Below are 21,535 nucleotides of genomic sequence, written 5' to 3'. Positions count from 1 at the left end.
TCATCATCATGAGCCACACCGAAGCCCCCCGCCGTACTGGCCTGATGAGCCTGGAGGATGCGCTGGCCCAGCTGCTGGGCGCGGCGCAGCCGCTGGCGGGCCAGGAGTCGGTGGCCACGCTGGAGGCCGACGGCCGCGTGCTGGCGCAGGACATCCGGTCCGGGCTGGACGTGCCGGGCTTCGACAACTCGTCGATGGATGGCTACGCGGTCAACAGCGCCGAGGTGGCGGCTGCGATCGCGGCCGGCCAGGCCCTGGCGGTGTCGCAGCGCATCCCGGCCGGCCATTTCGGCTTGGTGCTGCAGCCCGGCAGCGTGGCGCGCATCTTCACCGGCGCGCCGCTGCCTGCTGGTGCCGACGCGGTGGTGATGCAGGAGGAGGCTGAACCCCAGGCTGACGGATCGGTGCGCTTCCAGCAAGCGCCCGCCGTTGGTCAGTTCATCCGCCGCCGTGGCGAGGACATGCGCCAGGGCGACACGGTGCTGCCCGCCGGCACCCGGCTCGGGCCGGCCGAGCTGGGCCTGGCCGCCAGCCTGGGTCTGGCGGCATTGCCGGTGCGCCCGCGCGTGCGCGTGGCGCTGTTTTCGACCGGCGACGAGCTGGTCATGCCGGGCGAGGTGGCACCTGAAGACATGGCGCCCGGCGCCATCTACAACTCCAACCGCTATTTCCTGAGCGTGCTGCTGCGGCGCCTGGGCTGCGAGGTCAGTGATCTGGGCATCGTGCCGGACCGGCGCGAGGCCACGCTGGAGGCGTTGCGCGCTGCCGCCGAGGCGCATGACCTGATCGTGACCAGCGGCGGCGTCTCGGTCGGCGAGGAGGACCATGTCAAGCCAGCGGTGCAGCAGCTCGGCGGCCTGGACCTGTGGCAGATCGCCATCAAGCCGGGCAAGCCTTTTGCGCATGGCTGGATTGCCCGTTCGGGCCAGGCGGACCCATCGGACCAGACTGGCGACCCGGGTGATGCGGCGGGCCGCTGCCATTTCGTCGGCTTGCCGGGCAACCCGGTGTCGAGTTTCGTAACCTTCCTGTTGCTGGTGCGGCCCTTGCTGCTGCGACTGCAGGGCATCAGCGCAGGGCAGGGCGTGCAAGCCCAGCCCGGCGCCGACGGCCTGCCGCCCGGGCTGGCCTTGCCGGCGCATTTCGACTGGCCGCGCGCCGACCGCCGGCGCGAGTTCCTGCGCGCGCGCCGCAATGCGGCGGGCGGGCTGGACCTGTTCCCGAATCAGAGCTCGGGCGTGCTGACTTCGGTCGCCTGGTGCGACGGGCTGGTCGATCTGCCGGCGGGTCGCACCGTCGCGCGTGGCGACAGCGTCAATTTCATTTCCTTGGCGGCCCTGCTGGGCTGAATCACATGCAGATCGAGCTCCGATTCTTTGCCTCCATCCGCGAGGCGCTGGACCTGGCCAGCCTGAGCTGGCAGACCGAGGCCGCGTCGGTGGGCGCACTGCGCGACGAGTTGATCGCGCGCGGTGGCGTCTGGGCCGAGGCGCTGGCGCGTGGCCGCGCCGTGCGGGCCTCGCTCGATCAGCACATGGTCGGCGACGAGGCCGCCTTGCGCGAAGGCGCCGAGGTGGCATTCTTCCCGCCGGTGACGGGGGGCTGAGCATGAGTACGCCGTCGGCAACCCAGACCGATGCCTCCAGCGATGTTGAAGGGGGCGGTACCGGCTTGGATGGGCGCCGCGCCAGCGTCAGCATCCGGCATGAGGACTTTGACCTGAGTGCCGAGGTGCAAGCTTTGCGCCGTGGCGAGCCGACCGTGGGTGCGGTCTGTGCCTTCGTCGGCACGATGCGCGACCGCAACGAGGGCGCATCGGTCGCGACGATGGAGCTGGAGCATTATCCTGGCATGACCGAGCGCTCCATCGAGGCGATGATCGAACAGGCTTTTACCCGCTTCGACATCCTGGGCGCGCGCGTGGTGCACCGCGTGGGGCTGCTGCAGCCGCAGGACCAGATCGTGCTGGTGGCGGTGAGCTCGATGCACCGCGGCGAGAGCTTCCAGGCCTGCGAGTTCCTGATGGATTACCTCAAGACTCAGGCGCCGTTCTGGAAGAAGGAAGTCACGCCCGAGGGCGCGCGCTGGGTCGATGCGCGCGTGAGCGACGACGCCGCGTTGGCGCGCTGGGGCATTGCCATCGGCAACGCCTGATCCGGCTGCTGGCCCAACGCGCGGGCGCGCAGTTGGCCGCAGCCGCCATCCACGTCCTGGCCGGCCGAGTCGCGCAGGCAGGCGATGATGCCATGGCGGCGCAGGGCCTGGGTCATCTCCCAGGCGCGTTCCTCGCTCGGGCGCTGGAAGCCCGAACCCTCGACCGAGTTGAAGGGGATGAAGTTCATCATCGCGAGCTTGCCCTGCAGCAGCGGCACCAGGCGTTCGATTTCCTCGTCGCCATCGTTGACGCCTTCGAGCAGCGTCCACTGGTACTGGATGGGGTAGCCGGTGGCGCGCGCGTAGGCCTCGGCCTGCTCGACCAGTTCGGCCGGGCTGATGCGCGGGGCGCGCGGCAGCAGGCGCTCGCGCAAGCTGGCATCGGTGGTGTGCAGTGACACGGCGAGCGCTGGCTTGACGCTGCCTTGCGGCAGGCGCTCGAAAGCGCGCGGGTCGCCGACGGTCGAGAACACCAGGTTCTTGTGGCCGATCGCGCCATGGCTGGCGAGCAGCTCGATCGCCGCCAGCACATTGTCCAGGTTGTGCGAGGGCTCGCCCATGCCCATGAAAACGACCTTGTCCACCTGGCGCTGGCTGCGCGCGAGCACGACCTGGGCCACGATCTCGGCCGAGCTGATCTGACGCAGCAGGCCGCTCTGGCCCGTCATGCAGAACTGGCAGCCGACCGCGCAGCCGACCTGGGTCGAGACGCAGACGCCGCCGCGCGGCAGCAGCACGCTCTCGACCGTCTGGCCATCCGACAGCTCGACCAGCAGCCGGGCCGAGCCGTCACTGCCGGGGTGCAGGCTGCGGATGCGTGCGAGTGCATCGAGATCGGCCTGCAGCGCGGGCAGGCCTTCGCGCAGGCTGACGGGATAGTAATGCTCGGACTGGCGCTTGGTGCGCTGGTCGAGCGGGCGCGCCTGCAGCCAGGCGCGCAGGATGCGGTCTTCGTGGACGGGGCGGGCGGCGAGCGCGCGCAGGCGCTGCCTGATGTTTTGGATCTGCATGGAGCGGGAATGCTAGCACTGACTGGATGCCTGTGCCCATCAAGTGAAATCGGTATAAATTGCAAACAGGGTTCAGTTGCGCAGTCCAACCGCCACGTCTCGGAATGCAGCCAATGCCGCTTCGAGATGCTCAATGATCTCCTGCTGCAGCACATCTGGCGGCGGCAAATCGTCGAGGTTATCCAGGCTCTCGTCCTTCAGCCAGAAGATGTCTAGACTGGCTTTGTCACGGGCCATCAGTTCCTAGTAGCTGAAAAACTTGAAACGGTCGGTGGCGTGGCGGGACTTGCACCCGCAGGTGTGCGCCCATGTTGGGCGCACACAAAAAAAGCCAGTCAGAATCAACTGACTGGCATTGGGCTTGCGCGGGTTTTTTGCTAAGCGCTGTCAGGCTTGAACCTGTTCTTGCTCCTTGACCTTGGCCTTGCGGCGGCGGGCGGCAGCCAAGCCCATCAGACCTGCGCCGAGCAGCGACATGGTGGCCGGCTCGGGCACATCGCGGGCATTGGCGCTACTGGCAATATTCAGGCTCAAGGAATAATCACCCACAGCCAGAGCAGTTAGCGGTGTCAAAGTGAAATACTGACCAGCGGAAGAAAGATCCACCATACTGTCACAGTTTAGTGAACCTTCGCCTGCTGAAGAATCACACTGCCCCGTCAACCTGGCGTAGTCTGTACCCGACATCTGCATTGGAGTTGCAACACCACCACCCGTAGGTGTCAGGGTAAAGCTCACGTTTGTCGAAGCAAAGGCATACTCACCAGCTTCCGTGGTGCTGGCATAACGCCGGACCAGAGCATCAAAGGAGAGATTCAGCGTATCTGCAGGTGCAGTCAGACTCAGGATACCCAAAGTCCCGGAGTTGGTGTTAGCGCTACCGCCTTGGGTAGATCCAGAGATATTGTCGAGCTTGACTTCGCTGACGTTTTGAACTAACAGACCACGATCAGGCGTGTCACCGACAATATCAGCGGTTCGGGCATCGCCACGAGCACCGGCCATGGTGATGGTCAAGGAAGCCGCATTAGTAACTGGGGAAGGTGAGTAGGTGTTTTCGGCAGGAAACAAACCAGGACCCGACTTTGCTTGTGGCACATCGGATCCCCCACCAGGAAGGTTCGGTCCCACCGTGTTAGAAATAGACGGATAACCAGGATAAGAAGCGTTGCTAGAAGTCTGACGGGCGTTGGGGGTCGGCGTGAAGGTTGCTCCGTTTTGCGGTAGTACCTGGAACTCAAACAGCTGAACCGATGAGTAAGCTACCGCAACGGCATGCGCCTGACCTGCCAGACCCAGACCCGCCATCGCCAGCGCGGAAGCCAGCAGCGGCTTGCCGAATGTTGTGCGTGAGATGTTCATGTTGCACTCCGAGATGATTGTTGAAGAGCTTGCGGCCTACCTATTGGCACGGAATTCAGTGAATCCCACACCTCCCTAACCGCACTCAGCAAGCAAGCATGATGCGTGCCAGGTAAAGAAATTTCAGGGTAAAAATTCTATACCATTGATTTTTATTGGTTTTTTCTGCAATCAACAATCTGGCAGATGGCGCCCATCTCTCAAAGGCCCGCCACTGTAAAAACACCCGACATGCGCTACTTGAGCCCCAGCCGGTACATGAGGTCGTAGAGCGTCGGCCGGCTCACGCCCAGCAGTTCGGCGGCTTTCAGCACGTTGCCGTTGACGCGCGCGAGGGCGGCGATCACGGCTTTCTTTTCCGCTTCGTCACGCACCTGTCTCAGGTCCAGCGTGCGATCCGGGTCTGGCGGATCGCTGGGGTTCAGGCCCAGGTCTTGGGCCGTGATCTGCTTGCCGTCGGCCATGATGCAGGCGCGCTTGAGGCAGTTTTCCAGCTCGCGGATGTTGCCCGGCCAGAGGTGCGATTCAATCGCGCGCACGGCGTCGCTTGACAAGAGGCAGGCGCCGCCCTGCTCCTGACCGAACTTGCGCGCGAAGGCGTGCGCGAGCAGCGCGGCATCGCCGACACGGTCGCGCAGCGGCGGGATGTCGATCACGATCTCGGCCAGACGGTAGTAGAGGTCCTCGCGGAAGCGTCCTTCGCCGATCAGACGCTTGAGGTCCTGGTGCGTGGCGCAGCAGATGCGCACGTCGACCGGGATTTCCTGCCGGCCACCCAGGCGCTCGATCACGCGCTCCTGCAGGAAGCGCAGCAGCTTGGCCTGCAGGGAGTGCGGCAGGTCACCGATCTCGTCGAGCATCAGCGTGCCGCCATGAGCCGACTCGATCTTGCCGGGCGTGGTCTTGGCCGCGCCGGTGAAAGCGCCCTTCTCATAGCCGAACAGTTCGCTTTCGAGCAGATTATCGGGAATGGCGGCGCAGTTGATGGCCACGAAACGTCCCTTGGCGCGGGGGCTGGCCTGGTGCAGGCCGCGCGCCAGCACTTCCTTGCCGGTGCCGCTCTCGCCCAGCAGCAGCACGGTGGCGTTGGAGTTGGCAACTTTTTCGACAGTTCGGCAGACGCGCAGCATGCCGGGGTCGCGCGTGATCAGGCCCAGGAAGGCATCGGGCGGCTGGATCTCGCGCAGGCGGCGGTTTTCGGCTTGCAGTTCGGCCAGGCGCAAGGCGCGCTCGACGATGAGGTTGAGCGCCTCGGGCTCGAAGGGCTTGGCCAGGAAGTCGTAGGCGCCCAGAGCGACCGCGCGCAGCGCGTTGTCCTGCCCGTTCTGGCCGGTCAGCACGATGACCTTGGTGTCGGGCTGGTCGGCCAAGATCTGCTCGAGCAGCGCGAAGCCTTCCGAGACCGAGTCAGCGTCGGGCGGCAGGCCCAGGTCCATCGTGACCACGGCGGGCGCGTGGCGGCGCATCTGTACCAAGGCGGATTCGCGGTCGGTGGCGGTAACGACCTCGAAGCGGTCGAGCGACCATTTGATCTGCTTTTGCAGTGCTGGGTCGTCTTCGACCACCAGCAGCGTTTGGGGCTTGTCCAAGTTACCTCCTGCCTGAATATCAGATTTATTTATCAGTAAGTAGTCTATTGCAAATCGGAGGTGTGGATGGCGTCCATGGCGGGAAGTAGCAGAATCATGCGCGTTCCCTGGCCGGGCTGGCTCTCGACTTCGATCTTGCCACCGAGCTCCTGCACATACTGCAGGCATTCGTACAAGCCGATTCCCATGCCAGCCGCCTTGGTCGACTGGAAAGGCTTGAACAGGCGCTCGCGGATGAAGTCAGGACTCATGCCCATGCCCTGATCGCCCACGGTCAGTACGGCCTGACTACCGTGGCGGCTGGTTTCGATCCAGACCCTGCCCTGACCGGACTCGGTGGCATCAAGCGCGTTGTGCACCAAGTGGCCGATGATGCGCTGCAGCCGCTCGGGCTGGCCACGCGTGTGCAGATCAGCTGCCAGCAGCAGTTCGACCCGACGGCCGCGCGCCTGCGCCTGGCGTGACAGTTCGCGCGCCAGCGCGGCGAGGTCGACGCCCACGGTCTGGCCCGCGGGTGCGGCCCCTTCACGCAGTTGCGCCATCAGCTGGCGCATGCGCTCGAGCGAGTTCTCGACCGTCATCAGCATGTCGGCCTGGAATTCGGGGTCATGTCCGTGGCGGCGCGCATTCTTGGCCATCAGCGACAGCTGGGTGACGATGTTCTTGAGGTCGTGCACCACGAAGGCTGACATGCGGTTGAAGGCTTCGAACTTGCGGGCTTCCAGCAGCGCCTCGGTCGCCTGTGCCTGCGCCAGGAAGCTGGCTGCCTGGCGTGCGGCGGTCTTGAGCAGGTCGTGCACTTCCCAGTTGATGTCGAGCTTGATGCGTGACTGATCCAGCAGCACAAAGCCTTTCATCTCCGAGCCGACAAACAGCGGCACCATGAGCCAGACCTGAGGCAATTGCGTCAACCAGTCGGGCTGACAATGGTGGGCGTAGCGTTCCGGATGCTGACGGAACTCCTGCAGATTCATTACCCAGGCGCGCTCGCGCATGAAGCGCATCCAGGGCGAAGCAAAGGGCTCGACTGCAGTGATCGGAGGCTGGTTCCAGCTCGCAATCTGGTGAAATGGTTGCTCGTCTTGTGGGTCCTTTTCGCGCTGCGGCCGACTCCACCAAAGGCTGCCGGCCGAGCTTTCGACCATGTCGGCCAGGCTGCGGATAACGCTCAGATTGAGATCCTCGGGTCGCTGGTGTCTGGCGAGCGCACGGGTGAATTTCTGCCATTCATCCCGATAGTCATAACGGTAGTGGAACAGGTGCTTGGCGAGCACCACCCTGAGCTGCCCACGCAGCCGGCGCGAGCTGGCCAGCGCCGCCAACACAATGATGGCGATGAAGACCAGCGCCACCTGCAACACCTGTCCCCAATCTCCTCCGAAGTAACGCACGTAGTAACCGGCAGCGGAGATCAGCAGCAGGTAAGCGCCGGCCAGCAACAAGCTGGCCCCATGGAAAACGAGCCGGCGCGAAACGCGCACCCGAGGCAACCAGTCGACACGCAGGCAAGTAGCGGCCAGCAGCAGCAGGCCCATGACACCGTGCACGATGGGACGGGCTGCAATATCCTGGGCTTCGATACCCTGGAACAGCACGGCCTGCGAGAACAGATAGCTGTCGAACAGGAAGACACCCAACAGCCCCAGACACAGGGCGCGCGCCTGCCAGCGGCTGTCATCGGGCAGGTTGCGGAACCACTGCTCCAGCAGGATCAGTCCGAGCAGGGGCAGCAGCAGCATGCCCAGAAAACCCCCGCCCAGCGCAAACAGGGTCAGCAGCAGCGAGAGCGGCAGCATCCAGCGCGGCCTGCGGCTGGCCACGGCCTGATCGAGCCCTTGCACCAACGCTGCCCAGAAAAAGCCAAACCAGGCGCCATAACGCAGTACATCAACCACGTGCACAAGCAACACAGTAGCCAAGCGGCGTTCCTGTGGCAATGGCAACAGCGACCCCACCGACCAAAGCACCGTCAACAGGGCGGCCAGCAGGACAAACCAGGCTGGCCGAGAGGCAACTTGGCGGCGCAGCAGCTGCCAGCTCAACCCGACGCTTAATGCCAGATGCACCAGCGCGGTCAGCGCCATTCCGGCCAGCGACAACGACTGCGCCGTCAGCACAGATTCAGTCAAGCGTGGCTCCTAGGAGCAGCGAATAGCCCAAGCATCGTATTGTTCTGCCTCACCAAAAAATTTGACAATTGACAAATATTGTTGAATTCTAGCCGTCACGGGTCAGTACACTGGTTATCGGGTGCGAGCAGGATAAATTCGGACCAAGAACCTATCCGTCCACTCAAAGCGATTTTTTCATTCAAATCAGATAAGGGAGGTTTTTTGGTATGTCACGATTACCATTAACGCAATACAAAAATAAATCATACTGGGCCGGACTGTTTTTGACAATTTTCGCACTCACAACCTTGGCCCAAGACGCCCCACTCGCGCAAACGGATGCCAACACCCACCCGGTGGCAGCCGAAGTCAACGGCGTCAAGATCCTGCGCAAGGAGGTGGACTACCTGTACAGTCGGCAACCCGCCCCGCCCAACCTGCCAGCAGAAGTCGTCCTGGCTCGCAAGCGTGCCATCCTGTCCGAGCTGGTGCGCGCCGAGGTGCTGGCACAAAGGGCCGCGACAAACAAGCTGGACCAGTCTCCCGATTTCGAGCTGGAAATGGCCTTGGCCAAGAGGTCCATGCTGGCTGGCAAGGTCGAACAGCAGATCCTGGGCAGTGCACAGCGCATTACCGCACAACAGGCGCTGGATTTTGTCAATGCCAACCCGCGCCTGTTTGCGGAGCGCCAGTTGCTGACGCTGGAGGTGATGAACCTGAGCACACCAGATGAGAAACTGCTTGTCCGTCTGGACCAGGCCTCGAACGATGGCTCCAGCTTCGAGAAAATGGAACGCCTGGTACGTGAAGCCAAAGGAAATTCGCAGCGCCGGGTGTTGCAGACTACCAGCGAGACACTGCCAGCCGAATTGCAGAATGCCTTGACCAGCAAACCCTTCAAGACAGCGGTGATCAAATTTGATGATGACAAGCAGCGTGGTATGGTGATGCTGGTGCGCTCGGCAACACCTGCGCCTCTGACCGGCAACGAGGCGGTCAACGTCGCAGGCCAGCTGCTGCAGCGCAGACAATTGCAAGCCACCCGAGTGAACAGCATCAATGCATTCGTCAATGCGGCCAAGGTCAATTATTTCGGCGTCTACCAGGGCGTTGAATCAGGTGGCCAAACCAGCCTGGACGCGGAACTGCTGGGCAGCTCAATCTACTCGGCACCTATCAGCCGCAGTCAAAAGATAGCGATTGCAGCTGGCGTTGCGGCCGCCAGCACACTGCTGGTGTTACTTTTGATGACGAGTTGGCGCTACTGGACGGGCAACTCACACCGATCTGATGCACCGGATTGGCTGCAACGCATTCCGCTGCTCAACCAGCTGGTGCCGCCCCAGCCAGCAGGAGAGGCCTTGGCACAGGCGCTGGCAGCCGCTTCCCCGAAGCTGGAAAATACTGGCGCAGCGTGGCATGGAAAATTACTGGTGCTGCTGTGTCTGGTAGGCTGCCTGGCGCTGATATGGCTGCAGTCCGTGGAGGCATTGAGTCGACTGCCGCAATGGGTGATGGCGCTGGCTGGAGCGGCTGGACTGGCATTCGGTCTGGCACTGGCCTGGGTCTGGCGGCACAGCAAGCTGGCGCAACTGGGTCAAGATCGGCGCTGGCTGCCAGTTCCCATTCTGGGACTGTTGACCGCAGGCGCCTTGGCTACTGGCATGATACTGCGCTGATCGGCCTTGTTTAAAAGCCCCCGGTGCGGTGCGGGGGCTTTTTGCTGGAGACTGCTGGTTCAACTCCAACGAGCTTGCCTGACAGCTGATCAAGCCTGGGCTTCGGTATCGGCCTTGGCCTTGCGGCGGCGTGCTGCCACCAGGCCGACCAGGCCAGCGCCCAGCAGGGAGATGGTGGCGGGCTCGGGCGCATCCGCTGGCAGTGCTGTCTCGCTGCCCGTGGCCTCCAACCTCAAATTGATGCGATAGGTACCAGCGCCGATCTCAGGGCTCCAACCACTGTCAGCGGTCAGGAAACCACCTGATTGATTGACACAAGACGTGGAATCGCCAGCACCCGATGCACAAGATACATCTAATGCATCAAACCTGAACAAATTGGTAGTGATGCCGCCCGCTGTCTTGCTCAAGATGAAGAAAGCAGAACCCGAGGCACTGGCAAAATCATCAGGCTGGGTGACGTTGGCAGCAAGGTCCCAGAATTTTTGCATGTTGAAAGCCACCTTCGCTTTTTGTCCGGTAGCGAGACTGAAGGTAATGAGACCGGTGTTGTTGGCAGATTCAGCCCCCGACTCCAGTGCCGCTGCTTTATTGACAACATTGCTTTCGGCAACGCTGGCGAGTTGCGACAGGTTGGTGACGGAGTAGGCATCTGCTCGCGCCCCATAGTTGGTGCCTGTCAGGAATGGAGTCCATGTGTTTTCGGCGGGGGCCGTGCCGGGACCAGAAAAAGACTGGAACGCATCAGAGGTGACGAACAACCTCTGTGGATCGGTGTCAGAGGCCGGCAGATACCCGCTGTAACTTGCTGCCGAATAGGTGTCACGGGTACGATTCAAGGTTGGTGTGGTCAAGGTGGGGTCGAATACCACCTTGAAGTCCTTCAATTCAACATGGGCAAATGAATAGGCGGTTGCATGCGCCTGCCCAACCGCACCCAGACCCGCCAGTGCCAAGGCAGAGCCCAGCAGGGGTTTCCTGAATGTTGCGTATGAGATGTTCACTTCGAACTCCTTGCGTTAATTGATTAATGATGCAGCCCCCTCTGTCTTGTCAGACATGCCACCACTGATGTATCTCAGGCCGCATCCCGCAAGCAAGCACAACTCGTGCCAATCATCATGAAAGTGGAAAGCTCATCGGCAAGCCATTGTTTTTAAATGTCATTCAAGTAGATCGCTGCCGGACCCGGAATCAGACCAGCAGCCAATGACAAATTTTTCAACAGTCGGACCGGCAAAATCCTGGCAGGACGTCATGCCACGCCCCCGACCCAAGCCGAACCGCATCCCGACAGATTGGACAAGACTGCCAGAGCCTCAGCTGCCGCACTGCCTCCGGCGCAATATGCTAAATACTTTTCATATCTTATTTAATTTCATCATTTAATTACCAATAGCGATTTGACCAGCAGAAGAAAGCACGATCCATTCCACGACTCAAACTTTTCAAATTTTTTTAAGTTGTTGTTTTTATTGTATTTTATTTAAATTGAAATGAAATTAAAAAAGTTAATTTAATTGACTGAAAAATTCATCGACAGCAAAAGGCTTTGTTGCAGAAATCAAATTGCCAAACGAAGTCGCTGGCGTGCTGCGGTAAGCTTCTGCGATGAGTGACCGCGTCAGGCCAGAGCCCGCCAAGTACAAGACGACCAACTGGAGGCGCTACAACCAGGCCCTGAAGGCGCGCGGTGCGCTCATGATCTGGCTGGATCGAGACCTGCAGTGGTCAGGCCTGGCCAACGGCGAACGCGGCCGCCCGTCATTGTTCTCGGACGCGGCGATCCAGTTTTGTCTGACGATCAAGGGCCTGTTCGGTCTGGCCTTGAGGCAGGCAATGGGGATGGTCGAAAGCCTGCTCAAGCTCGCTGGCCTGTCATGGCAGGAGCCTGACTACAGCACGGTCTGCAGGCGCCGAAAGACGCTCAAGGTCCGCATTCCCTATCGGCCAGCTGCACAAGGGCTACACCTGCTGGTCGACAGCACGGGCCTGAAGATGATGGGTGAAGGCGAGTGGAAGAGGAAGAAGCATGGTGCGGAGTACCGGCGCCAGTGGCGCAAGCTGCACCTGGGGCTTGATGCGCAGATGCTGGAGATCCGGGCTATCGAGGTCACGCCCAACTCGGTGGGCGATGCACCGGTGCTGTCCAGTCTGCTCGGGCAGATCGATCCAGACGAAGCGCTGCTGTCGGTCAGCGGCGACGGTGCCTACGACACCAAGGCCTGCCACGAGGCGATTGCGCTGCGCAAGGCCCAGGGGATCATCCCGGTACGGAAGAACGCCAGCAAGCCCTGGAAGGAGAATCGGCCTGGAGCGATCGCGCGCAACGAAATCTTGCGCGCGACGCAGCGACTGGGTCGAGCGATCTGGAAGCGCTGGAGTGGATATCACCGACGTCGCCTGGTCGAGACCAAGATGCGCTGCGTCAAGCTGATGGACGAGCGTGTCATGGCTCGGGACTTCGACCGTCCTCAAACTCTCGAACCGCCCGGTGCGGACCCGCATGCTGGGTGGTGTGGCAGGGGCGCAGCCAATATGGCTGCCACCTATGCCGATATCCAAGGTGTTGCCCCATTCGGTGATCCATGCTTCGTGTCACCCACGGTGGGCTGCACCACTGAAATGGGCATGCGCTTGCGGCTATGGTGGGTTAAGCTGATCAATTCAAACCCGAAGGAGACCCCCACAACATGAACACCTTGAACGTCAACGGGCGTGACCACCGGGTCAACGTCGATTCCGGCACCCCCATCCTCTGGGCCCTGCGCGATGCGCTGGGCCTGACCGGCACCAAGTTCGGCTGTGGTGTCGCGCTGTGCGGCGCCTGCACCGTGCATATCGACGGCCAAGCCGTCCGCTCCTGTGTCACGCCCATCGCGGCCGCCAGTGGCAAGAAGATCGTCACGATCGAATCCGTCACCGCTGGGGCCGATCCGGTCGGCGCTGCCGTGCATGCTGCCTGGGTCAAGCACGATGTGGCGCAATGCGGCTACTGCCAGAGCGGACAGATCATGAGCGCCACCGCTTTCATCAAGTCCTTGCCGCGTGGCAAGCAGCCCGGCACCGACGAAATCGACGCGGCGATGGCCGGCAATCTCTGCCGTTGTGGCACCTATGCCCGCATCCGTGCCGCTGTGGCCGAAGCCGCCCGCACCATTGCCTGAAGGAAGGAATCCCATCATGTTGATTGCCCCCCACGGCATTGAAGTCCCGCGCGCCATCCAGCACCTGCAGGGCAACTCCGATGCCAAGGCGCCCATGCCGCGCCGCAGTTTCCTCAAGCTGGCCGGTGTCAGTGGCCTGGCGCTCGGCGCCTTTCCGCAGCTGGCCACGGCTCAGGCGGCAGCCGCTCCTGCGGCCAACGCGGTCAAGCCGACCGAGCAGCCCTCGGCCTTTGTCCAGATCGCACCCAACGGCGAAGTCACCGTCACCATCAACCGGCTGGAGTTTGGCCAGGGCGTGGAAACGGGCCTGCCGATGATCCTGGCCGAGGAACTCGACGCCGACTGGAGCCTGGTGCGCAGCCGCCACGGCAGCAACGACCCAGCCTACGTCGACCCGCGCTACGGCATGCACCTGACCGGGGGATCCAACTCGATCAAGCACAGCTTCATGCAGTACCGCGAGCTCGGCGCCCGCGCGCGCGCCATGCTGCTGTCGGCCGCGGCCCAGCGCTGGAAGGTCGATGTATCGGCGTTGCGCACCGAAGCAGGGCAAGTGCTGGGGCCCAACGGTCGCAAGGCCGGCTACGGCGAACTGGCCGAGGCCGCGATGGCGCAACCAGTGCCCGAGCAAGTCACCCTCAAGGATCCGAAGGATTTCCGCATCATCGGCCGTCCGACCACTCGCCTGGATGCCCGCGTCAAGAGCAGCGGTCGCCAGGACTTCGGTCTCGACCTGCGGCTGCCCGGTCAGCTCACGGCCGTGGTGGCCCGGCCGCCGGTCTTTGGTGCCAGGCTGATATCGGTCGATGACCGTGCCGCCCGTGCGATTGCCGGCGTCAAGGCGGTGTTGCGGGTGCCGCTGGAGCGTGGGGCCGTGGGCGTGGCGGTGATTGCCGACGGCTACTGGCCCGCCAAGCAGGGGCGCGACGCCCTCAAGCTGCAATGGGACAGCGCCGCCGTGGAAAAAGTCGATAGCGAACGACAGCTGGCGCAGTACCGCCAGCTGGCCGATCAACCGGGCGCGCTGGCCTTCGATGCCGACATGGGTCCGCTGGCCAGTGCCCCGCACCGGATCGAGGCGGAATTCGTTTTTCCCTACCTGGCTCATGCGCCCATGGAGCCACTGAACTGCACCGTGCAGCTGAGCGAGAGCCGCGCCGACATCTGGGCCGGCACCCAGCTCCCCGGATTGGATGGCATGGCGGCGGCCCGTGTGCTGGCCTTGCAGCCCGAGCAGGTGAAGGTAAACGTGCAGATGGCCGGTGGTGGCTTCGGCCGCCGTGGCGTGCCTAGCAGCGACTTCGTGGTGCTGGCCTGCGAGGTGGCCAAGGTTGCGCGCACCGCTGGCCTGCAGGTTCCGATTCAGACCGTCTGGAGCCGCGAGGACGACATCCAAGGTGGCTACTACCGCCCCATGCACCTGCACCGCGCGCGCATCGGCTTTGATGAGCGCGGCCAGGTGCTGGCCTGGGACCATGTGCTGGTCGGCCAGTCGATCGCTGCCGGCACCCTGTTCGAAGGCATGATCAAGAACGGCGTGGATTCCACCGCCACCGAAGGCATGCGCGAGCCGTATCCGATCCCGATGCGGCTGAGCGTGCACCATCCCCGGCTCAACGTGCCGGTGCTGTGGTGGCGCAGCGTGGGCTCCACCCATACCGCCTACGTGATGGAGACGCTGCTCGACGAGATCGCCCGCACCATCCGGCAGGACCCGGTGGCCTACCGCATGAGTCTGTTCGGGGACCAGCACCCGCGCCACCGCGCAGCGCTGCAACTGGCGGTGGACCGCAGCGGCTATGGCAAGCGTTCACTGCCGGCAGGTCGCGCCTGGGGTGTGGCCGTGCACCAGTCTTTCGACTCCGTGGTGGCCTATGTGGTGGAAGCGTCGCTGCAGGACGGTCGTCCCGTGCTGCATCAGGTCACCGCAGGCGTGCACTGCAACCTGGCGATCAACCCGCGCAGCGTGGAAGCCCAGATCCAGGGTGCCGCCCTGATGGGCTTGTCGATGTGCCTGCCCGGTGCCGCCATCACGCTCAAGAATGGCGTGGTCCAGCAGAGCAACTTCGGTGACTTTGCCATCCCGCGCATCAGCGACATGCCCGAGTTTTCGGTGCATATCGTGCCCAGCGCCGATGCCCCCACCGGCATGGGCGAGCCGGGGCTGCCACCGCTGGCGCCCGCGTTTGCCAACGCCATCGCGCAGCTCAGCGGCAAGCCGCTGCGCGCGCTGCCGTTCCAGCTGGCTTGAACCGGGCTCGACCATGGAAGACCTTGATACCCAGGTCTTGCGCGCCGCCTCGGGCTGGCAAGCCCAAGGCCTGCCGGTGCTGTTGGTTACCGTGGCCCGGACCTGGGGCTCATCCCCCCGTCCGCCGGGCTCGCTCATGGCCATCAACGGCCAGGGCGACACGGTGGGCTCGGTCTCGGGCGGCTGCATCGAGGACGACCTGATCGAGCGCATCCGCGCCGGTGGCGTGCCAGCCGTCTGTGCCAGCGGCGCACCGGCCGTGCTGCGTTACGGCATCTCGGCCGACGAGGCGCATCGTTTCGGTCTGCCATGCGGCGGTACGGTGGAGCTGGTGCTCGAACCCGTATCGGCGCGCAGCCGGCTGCAGGAGCTGTTGCTGGCCTGCCAGCAGCGCCACAGCAGCGAGCGCTGCCTGGACCTGCAGACCGGTCAGGTCGATCTGCGCAGCGGCCGGTGCGACGGCGTGCCGCGACTCACCGACGCGCAGCTGATCACCTACCTGGGGCCCCAGGCCCGCCTGATCCTGATCGGTGCCGGCGATCTCTCGCATTTCATGAGCCAGATGGCCCTGGGTCTGGGCTTCGAGGTCATCGTCTGCGACCCGCGCGAGGAGCAGCGGGCCAGCTGGAAGCTGGAGGGGGTGCAGCTGAGCCATGAGATGCCCGACGACCTGATCCTGCGTCTCCAGCCCGATACCCGCACCGCCTTGGTCGCGCTCACCCATGACCCCAAGCTCGATGATCTGGCGCTGATCGATGCCTTGCAGTCCGAAGCCTTCTACGTCGGCGCCATCGGCTCGCGCCGGCACAGTGAACTGCGGCGCGAGCGGCTACGCACCCACTTCAACCTGTCACAGGCGGATCTGCAGCGACTGCGCGGTCCTGCCGGGCTGTACATCGGCAGCAAGACGCCAGCCGAGATCGCGCTGTCGATCATGGCCGAGGTCGTCGCGGTGAAGAACGGTGTCCCCGTGCGCGAGCCCGTTCCGGTTGCCACGGGCAAGTCCCGCCAGCCGCAGCCGGGGGCGTCGGCTTTCACCGCGCCGACCTGTGGAGTCTGATTTGGGTCCGGCGCAGAAGGGCAATACATCCGGTGTAGCGCCACCTCCGCTGGCCGCGACCATCCTGGCGGCTGGACTGGGGCAGAGGCTGGGCTGGCGCGCCAAGGCGACGCTGCAGATTGACGGTATGAGCCTGTTGGAGCGGCTGGTGTCGGCACTGCAGCAGGCCGGCATGGCAGCGGAGAGCGTGGTGATCGGCCCCTACCGCGAGCAGCTGTTGCCCCTCATCGAGCGCAGTGGGGCGCTGGCGCTGACGCATCGCCTGGCCAGCCCCAGCCTGATCGATTCGCAGCGGCTGGCGCTGGACATGCACCAGACCCGCTTCGGCAGCCATGACCTGCTGCTGGTACTGGCTGACCTGCCGCTGCTGGGCGCCTCAGACATGGCGCCGCTGGTGTCGGCCTGGCACCAGCGTGCGACTTCGGTGCATGCGCTGATGCCGCTGGTCGACGGCACGCGCGGCCATCCGCTGCTGCTGTCCCGCCATGCCGTGGCGCAGGTGGCTGCCATGCCGCGTCACCTGGGTGTCCGGGACTGGATGAAGCAGAACCCTGGGGCCGTCCAACCCTTGTCCATGGCCAACCCGGCCTATGTCACCGACCTGGACACACCCGACGATGTGATCCGCTTGCAGCAGCAGGTCCATCCGTTGCCAGTACTTTGGCCCAGCCCATGCGCACAGCCTGAAGACCGCTAGACTGTGGCCAGGGCATTTGCCCGGCAAGTTGTTTGGATGAAAGCAAGATCATATCTCTGGTGGCTGGCCGCTTCGCTCGTCCTGTCGCTCGTGGTTTTCCTGGTCATTTCCTGGCCGAAGCTGCTTCAGCAGGGGCTGATGCGCCTGCTGGCCGAGCAGGGTTGGCAGCTGGTATCCATGCAGGGGCCTCGGACAGGCTTGCGACAACTCGCTCTCGACAGCCTGGTCCTGCGCCGGGCCGGGGAGGGGGGCTCCACCATCGCGGTGGATCTGCGCGATGTCAAGGCAGAGTTTTCATGGCGAAGCCGCCGCCTGAGCCTGCTCCAGACCAATCGGGTTGGCCTGCACTGGCAGCAGGCCAGGACCAGTGCCCCAGCTTCATGGCCCGAACTGCCGGCCATCGCCCTGCCCCTGGATCGCCTCCAGGTCGATACGCTGGACCTGCGCGTTGATCTGGCCGACGGCAGGCAATGGATCTTCTCGACCCCGGTGCAGCTGGAGCAGTCCTCGGTGGGACGCCATGTGGTGACGTTCGAGGTCGCTGGTCAGCCCGTCCAGACCAAGCTGCAGACGGGTGAGTCGACCGCAGCCGAGCTGAGCTGGCCGACCCAGATTGGTTCCGTCGATTCCGTTTTAAATGTAACTTACGCAATTAAAAACAATTCAAATTGTAAAACAGAATCAAAAAGAATCAAGGTGTCAGGAAAAATTGATCTGGAAAGCACGGCAGTGCTGCTCAATAGAATTTTCCCAGCTCGATCATTTGTTGGAGCAAAAGGCAAGATAAATCTGAATGCCAAAGCAATACTAGGAAACCAGCTCGGCGAGTGGAACAGCTTGGCTGCAGAGTTGAAAACGAGCGACGTACAAGTTCAGTTCAAGGATTCAGGCAAGACCGCATTGCAGATCGATGGGAATCTGAGTATCGAGATCAACCGGATGGCGGCGGCCAAGCCAGCCTGGTCAGCCAGGCTCAAGCCTGGGCTGGCCATCACCGTCATCAAGACAGACCCAGCAGCCAAGGCCAAGTCTTGGCAGGCCAGACTCAAGCTGGACCAGGTCTATACGCTGCATTCAGGTGCCAGCCAAGACAAGCTTCCCATGACGCTGTGGCTGGGAGCAGCCAAGCCGCTCAAGTTCGTCATTGAACGCCTCAGGCTGCTCAATATTGAAAACCCCGCTCAATTCGAGGCCAGCGGACAACTGCGCATGCTGCCCAGCAGTTTCCACCCTGACTGGCCACAAGTGGGGATCTCGGCCAACTGGCGCTGGCATGCTGGTCAACTCAAGGCGGACGGTAAGGTTGACGGCAAGCTGGCATCCCAAGACCAGCTGGTGCTGGCTGACTGGCGCGGTGACTATGCCAGCAAGAGTGGATGCGCGAATTTCGAGCTCAAGCATGCTGGCCAACTGTCGCAGCTCAATGGCTTGCTGCACACCAGGCCTGCCGCCCTGATGCCATTGACGCTGCAGTCGGGCAGCAGCGAGGGCCGGCTGACTGGGCGTTACTGCTCGGGGACGAACAGGGCAATCAGCCTTTCCGGAGAGTTCGAAATCCGCCAGGGCAAGCTGGGCTGGGCCAAGACCCTTGCGTCGGGTCTTGATCTCAAGCTGCGCATCGATGACCTGCAAGGGCGGAAAGGCTCGCTCTCGGCCGAGCTGGAACGGGTCGAGCTCGCCGCCGGCCTGCAACTGAGCCCGGTCCAGCTGAAGCTGGATCTAGCCAACAACCGCCTAGGCTTGCGCGAGTTCCAAGCTGGCTTGCTGGACGGAAGCATAGTGAGCGAGCCCGCAACACTGCCGATGCCGCCACGCAGCGGTACGGTGGTGCTCAATGTCAAGCAGGTGGACCTGGAACGCCTGCTGACCATGATCGATCTACCGGGTCTCGCTGGCACGGGTAGGCTAACGGGCAGGCTGCCGGTATCCTGGACCAATAGCCAGGTCGTAGTCCTTGATGGACAGCTGCAATCCACGATCGCGGGGCAGTTGCGCTACCAGCCGTCCACGCCCGTCAGTGACAACATCGGGCTGCAAGCGCTGCGCGACTTCCGCTACAGCCGGCTCGACCTCGGGGTGAACTACGACGCCGCTGGCAAGTATCGACTCGTGCTAAAGCTAGACGGCCACAACCCCCAACTCTACAGTGGCCACCCAATCGAATTCAAAGTGAATATAAATGGGGCCTTGCCTGGTCTGTTCCAGGGTGCTTTGCTTTCAGGCGACTTCAGTGCTTACCTGTTGAAACAACTGCAGCAAGGAAAACTGCAGTAAGGTAGAAGCTGCCACTGCGGCTTCTACACTGCAAGATCACGGAGGAATCGTCAATGAACAAATATTTACATATTACCTGGATGGCGGTGTTGCCGATTCTGGTGCTGGAAGCTTGTTCCCCTACGGTCAAGCTGCAGGCCCCCGACAAGCCGATCGAGATCAACATGAACGTCAACATCAAGCACGAGATCCTGCTCAAGGTCGAGAAGGACGTGCAGCAGCTGTTCCAATCCGACAAGGGGCTGTTCTGATCCGCCGTCGCCACACAGAAAGGACATCGAGCATGAAAAACACCATCAAGGCCGCCATCCTGGGACTCGCATTGCTCGCTGGCGTCGTGCACGCGCTGGACCTGGCAGGGGCCAAATCACAGGGCTGGCTGGGCGAGCAGCGTGACGGTTACCTAGGGTTGGTCAGGACCGATGTGCCGCCAGAAGCCAGGCAGCTGTTGGAGCAGGTCAACCGCCAGCGCCGTACCCAGTTCGAGCAGATCGCGTCACGCAATGGCATCTCGGTCGATGAGGCTGCGGCCGTTTTTGCGCGCGAAGCGGCGCAGCGCACCCAGCCGGGCAACTACATCCAGGGGCAGAATGACTGGATGAAGAAGTGAGGCCAGCCGCACCAGCAGCAACCGGATCTATTCTGGTCAGCGGCCCTGCTTGAGCTGCTCCATCACCGGGTCGGGCGAGCCGCCCTCGGCCAGGTGGCTCTTGTACCAGACGGTCAGGATGGTGCTGACCACCGGCCCCGGGTTGGACTGGACCTTGTCGAAGTCCAGTCCGTTGAGCTGGCAGACCTTCCTGACCAGATCCATGTCAAGGTCGATCGCATCGTCGGCGCAGCGGCGCAGCTTGAGGTCCTCGAAGACATGCTCTTCGGGCAGCTTGAGGGCGAGGGTAGGGGGCAGGGCACTGGCCATGGCTTGTCCTGTGTGAATCGTTGGATGGCGGGGAGAGCCGGGATTTTCGCTCATGTCTGCTGGTCAGCGCAGGAGGGATAATCCCGTTGATCACTATATTGCTGCGTCAGTCGCCTGGACGCTCCCCATGTCATGCCTGCGCATCCAATCATTTCCATGCCGCCCCACAATGAATCGGCGTCATCGGCCCAGGATCGCGATGTCGAGTTCATGCATTGGGCACTCGATGCGGCGCGCCGGTCCGCGCAGCAGGGCGAAGTTCCCGTCGGTGCGGTACTGGTGCGTGCAAGACCCGGGATAGACACCGTTGCTGTCAGCGAGTTGCTCGCTTGCACGCACAACCAGCCCATCGGCCTGCACGACCCGACGGCGCACGCCGAGATGCTGGCCTTGCGCGAGGCGGCCCGCCAACTGGGCAATTACCGGCTCGACGACTGCGAGCTCTATGTCACGCTGGAGCCCTGCGCCATGTGCGCGCAGGCCATGCTGCACGCGCGCATCAAGCGGGTGGTCTATGGCGCGCGCGAGCCCAAGACTGGCGCGGCGGGTTCGGTGCTGGACCTGTTTGCCTACCGCGAACTCAACCACCAGACCGAGGTCGTGGGTGGGGTGCTTGCCGAGGAGTGCGGCGCGCTGATGCAGGATTTCTTCGCTGGGCGACGCCGCGCCGCGAAAAAGTCCGCCATTCCCTTGCGCGACGATGCGCTGCGCACGCCAGAACGCCGCTTCGAGTCGGCCTGGAAAATCTGGCCAAAACTGCACGAGGCATCGAATCACGAGCAGGCATTGCCCGAACTGCAGGGCCTGCGCCTGCATGGCCTGGACCTGGGGCCAAGGGAGGCGGACAGCCAATGGCTGGCGCTGCACGGGCCTGATGCCTGGTGGCCGCAGCTGGCGGCGTGGGCGACTGCGAGGGCCGGGCAGGGCGCGCGCGTGTTGCTGCCCGACCTGATCGGCTTTGGCCAGAGTGACAAACCTAAGAGAACGGCCTGGCACCGGCTCGACCAGCACGCGGCCCTGCTGCTGGCCTGGCTGGAGTCACGTGGAGTCGGGCAGTTCGACGTCGCTTACGCGCCAGGACAGCGGGTGCTGGCGCAGCGGCTGCTGGAGCTTGCGCCGCAACGAATCAAGCAATTTCGGTCCTTGGGTGAAACTGATCTGGCCCCCTGGACACCTGAACTGGCAAAAGCGCCTTATCCCGATGCGGGACACGAGGCGGGACGGCGGGCCTGGCGGGCTCATGGCTGGGACGCCCGATAATC

The 21,535-nt window shown here is 63.1% G+C and carries 19 protein-coding genes and 1 pseudogene; 13 read left to right on the top strand and 7 right to left on the bottom strand.

Annotated elements, in window-relative coordinates:
- Positions 1–8 precede the first annotated feature (8 nt).
- The 3 genes from glp to PHR85_RS05270 are packed head-to-tail and all read left to right on the top strand — an operon-like array spanning position 9 to position 2,154.
- Positions 9–1,349 carry a gephyrin-like molybdotransferase Glp gene (glp, locus tag PHR85_RS05280; RefSeq protein WP_300051393.1) on the top strand — a complete coding sequence of 447 codons (1,341 nt, stop codon included), beginning with the start codon at positions 9–11 and terminating at the stop codon, positions 1,347–1,349.
- 5 nt (positions 1,350–1,354) lie between these two features.
- Positions 1,355–1,606, top strand: coding sequence for a MoaD/ThiS family protein (locus PHR85_RS05275; protein WP_300051391.1), 252 nt, complete (start codon positions 1,355–1,357; stop codon positions 1,604–1,606).
- Between the two features lie 2 nt (positions 1,607–1,608).
- A complete protein-coding gene (locus tag PHR85_RS05270; RefSeq protein WP_300051388.1) occupies positions 1,609–2,154 on the top strand; it encodes a molybdenum cofactor biosynthesis protein MoaE in 546 nt (181 codons plus the stop codon).
- Here the strand turns inward: PHR85_RS05270 and PHR85_RS05265 are convergent.
- The 5 genes from PHR85_RS05265 to prsK form a co-directional block, all read right to left on the bottom strand.
- Complete coding sequence (locus tag PHR85_RS05265) at positions 2,040–3,164, bottom strand: RNA methyltransferase (protein WP_300051385.1); 1,125 nt, start codon at positions 3,162–3,164, stop codon at positions 2,040–2,042. The genes PHR85_RS05270 and PHR85_RS05265 overlap by 115 nt on opposite strands.
- A gap of 72 nt (positions 3,165–3,236) precedes the next feature.
- Positions 3,237–3,401 (bottom strand): hypothetical protein, encoded by a 165-nt coding sequence (locus PHR85_RS05260; RefSeq protein WP_300051383.1) that lies wholly within the window; start codon positions 3,399–3,401, stop codon positions 3,237–3,239.
- 150 nt (positions 3,402–3,551) lie between these two features.
- On the bottom strand, positions 3,552–4,526 hold the full coding sequence (locus PHR85_RS05255; RefSeq protein WP_300051382.1) for an EDSAP-1 family PEP-CTERM protein: 975 nt from the start codon (positions 4,524–4,526) through the stop codon (positions 3,552–3,554).
- A 236-nt stretch (positions 4,527–4,762) separates the two neighbouring features.
- Complete coding sequence (prsR, locus tag PHR85_RS05250) at positions 4,763–6,115, bottom strand: PEP-CTERM-box response regulator transcription factor (protein ID WP_300051380.1); 1,353 nt, start codon at positions 6,113–6,115, stop codon at positions 4,763–4,765.
- 44 nt (positions 6,116–6,159) lie between these two features.
- Positions 6,160–8,244, bottom strand: a complete 2,085-nt coding sequence (gene prsK / locus PHR85_RS05245; RefSeq protein WP_300051376.1) for an XrtA/PEP-CTERM system histidine kinase PrsK — start codon at positions 8,242–8,244, stop codon at positions 6,160–6,162.
- Between the two features lie 290 nt (positions 8,245–8,534).
- On the opposite strand from prsK, the gene PHR85_RS05240 reads away from it, so the two are divergent.
- Complete coding sequence (locus PHR85_RS05240; RefSeq protein WP_300051373.1) at positions 8,535–9,905, top strand: hypothetical protein; 1,371 nt, start codon at positions 8,535–8,537, stop codon at positions 9,903–9,905.
- Between the two features lie 89 nt (positions 9,906–9,994).
- Here PHR85_RS05240 and PHR85_RS05235 read toward each other — a convergent pair whose 3' ends face one another.
- On the bottom strand, positions 9,995–10,909 hold the full coding sequence (locus PHR85_RS05235; RefSeq protein WP_300051371.1) for a PEP-CTERM sorting domain-containing protein: 915 nt from the start codon (positions 10,907–10,909) through the stop codon (positions 9,995–9,997).
- Positions 10,910–11,516: 607 nt separating this feature from the next.
- Here PHR85_RS05235 and PHR85_RS05230 point away from each other — a divergent pair.
- The 8 genes and pseudogenes from PHR85_RS05230 to PHR85_RS05195 all read left to right on the top strand — a co-directional run.
- Positions 11,517–12,377: pseudogene (locus tag PHR85_RS05230) on the top strand (IS5 family transposase); the annotation flags it as partial.
- A gap of 221 nt (positions 12,378–12,598) precedes the next feature.
- Complete coding sequence (locus PHR85_RS05225; RefSeq protein ID WP_300051368.1) at positions 12,599–13,072, top strand: (2Fe-2S)-binding protein; 474 nt, start codon at positions 12,599–12,601, stop codon at positions 13,070–13,072.
- Positions 13,073–13,088: 16 nt separating this feature from the next.
- Positions 13,089–15,323: a xanthine dehydrogenase family protein molybdopterin-binding subunit gene (locus tag PHR85_RS05220; protein WP_300051365.1), complete on the top strand. Its 2,235-nt coding sequence runs from the start codon at positions 13,089–13,091 to the stop codon at positions 15,321–15,323.
- 13 nt (positions 15,324–15,336) lie between these two features.
- Positions 15,337–16,383 carry an XdhC family protein gene (locus tag PHR85_RS05215; protein WP_300051363.1) on the top strand — a complete coding sequence of 349 codons (1,047 nt, stop codon included), beginning with the start codon at positions 15,337–15,339 and terminating at the stop codon, positions 16,381–16,383.
- Positions 16,373–17,080, top strand: coding sequence for an NTP transferase domain-containing protein (locus PHR85_RS05210; protein ID WP_300051361.1), 708 nt, complete (start codon positions 16,373–16,375; stop codon positions 17,078–17,080). The genes PHR85_RS05215 and PHR85_RS05210 overlap by 11 nt, the downstream gene beginning before the upstream one ends.
- Before the next feature lie 36 nt (positions 17,081–17,116).
- The gene (locus tag PHR85_RS05205; RefSeq protein ID WP_300051359.1) at positions 17,117–19,354 is read left to right on the top strand and encodes a YdbH domain-containing protein; all 2,238 of its coding nucleotides are present in this window, start codon (positions 17,117–17,119) and stop codon (positions 19,352–19,354) included.
- Positions 19,355–19,407: 53 nt separating this feature from the next.
- A complete protein-coding gene (locus PHR85_RS05200) occupies positions 19,408–19,605 on the top strand; it encodes a YnbE family lipoprotein (RefSeq protein ID WP_300051357.1) in 198 nt (65 codons plus the stop codon).
- 32 nt (positions 19,606–19,637) lie between these two features.
- On the top strand, positions 19,638–19,964 hold the full coding sequence (locus tag PHR85_RS05195; protein ID WP_300051356.1) for a YdbL family protein: 327 nt from the start codon (positions 19,638–19,640) through the stop codon (positions 19,962–19,964).
- A 36-nt stretch (positions 19,965–20,000) separates the two neighbouring features.
- Here PHR85_RS05195 and PHR85_RS05190 read toward each other — a convergent pair whose 3' ends face one another.
- Positions 20,001–20,273 (bottom strand): hypothetical protein, encoded by a 273-nt coding sequence (locus PHR85_RS05190; protein WP_300051354.1) that lies wholly within the window; start codon positions 20,271–20,273, stop codon positions 20,001–20,003.
- Between the two features lie 156 nt (positions 20,274–20,429).
- Between PHR85_RS05190 and tadA the strand changes: the two genes are divergently transcribed.
- Entirely contained in the window at positions 20,430–21,533 is a 1,104-nt protein-coding gene (tadA, locus tag PHR85_RS05185; RefSeq protein ID WP_300051352.1) for a tRNA adenosine(34) deaminase TadA, read from the top strand.
- Positions 21,534–21,535 lie beyond the last annotated feature (2 nt).

This window comes from Malikia sp., assembly GCF_028687635.1.
Lineage (GTDB): Bacteria > Pseudomonadota > Gammaproteobacteria > Burkholderiales > Burkholderiaceae_C > Malikia.
This window is presented reverse-complemented; position numbering and strand designations above follow the sequence as displayed.

Coding starts and splice junctions, on each gene's coding strand:
- glp (WP_300051393.1), top strand. CDS start 9: ATGAGCCACACCGAAGCCCCCCGCCGTACTGGCCTGATGAGCCTGGAG.
- PHR85_RS05275 (WP_300051391.1), top strand. CDS start 1,355: ATGCAGATCGAGCTCCGATTCTTTGCCTCCATCCGCGAGGCGCTGGAC.
- PHR85_RS05270 (WP_300051388.1), top strand. CDS start 1,609: ATGAGTACGCCGTCGGCAACCCAGACCGATGCCTCCAGCGATGTTGAA.
- PHR85_RS05265 (WP_300051385.1), bottom strand. CDS start 3,164: ATGCAGATCCAAAACATCAGGCAGCGCCTGCGCGCGCTCGCCGCCCGC.
- PHR85_RS05260 (WP_300051383.1), bottom strand. CDS start 3,401: ATGGCCCGTGACAAAGCCAGTCTAGACATCTTCTGGCTGAAGGACGAG.
- PHR85_RS05255 (WP_300051382.1), bottom strand. CDS start 4,526: ATGAACATCTCACGCACAACATTCGGCAAGCCGCTGCTGGCTTCCGCG.
- PHR85_RS05225 (WP_300051368.1), top strand. CDS start 12,599: ATGAACACCTTGAACGTCAACGGGCGTGACCACCGGGTCAACGTCGAT.
- PHR85_RS05220 (WP_300051365.1), top strand. CDS start 13,089: ATGTTGATTGCCCCCCACGGCATTGAAGTCCCGCGCGCCATCCAGCAC.
- PHR85_RS05215 (WP_300051363.1), top strand. CDS start 15,337: ATGGAAGACCTTGATACCCAGGTCTTGCGCGCCGCCTCGGGCTGGCAA.
- PHR85_RS05205 (WP_300051359.1), top strand. CDS start 17,117: ATGAAAGCAAGATCATATCTCTGGTGGCTGGCCGCTTCGCTCGTCCTG.
- PHR85_RS05200 (WP_300051357.1), top strand. CDS start 19,408: ATGAACAAATATTTACATATTACCTGGATGGCGGTGTTGCCGATTCTG.
- PHR85_RS05195 (WP_300051356.1), top strand. CDS start 19,638: ATGAAAAACACCATCAAGGCCGCCATCCTGGGACTCGCATTGCTCGCT.
- PHR85_RS05190 (WP_300051354.1), bottom strand. CDS start 20,273: ATGGCCAGTGCCCTGCCCCCTACCCTCGCCCTCAAGCTGCCCGAAGAG.
- tadA (WP_300051352.1), top strand. CDS start 20,430: ATGCCGCCCCACAATGAATCGGCGTCATCGGCCCAGGATCGCGATGTC.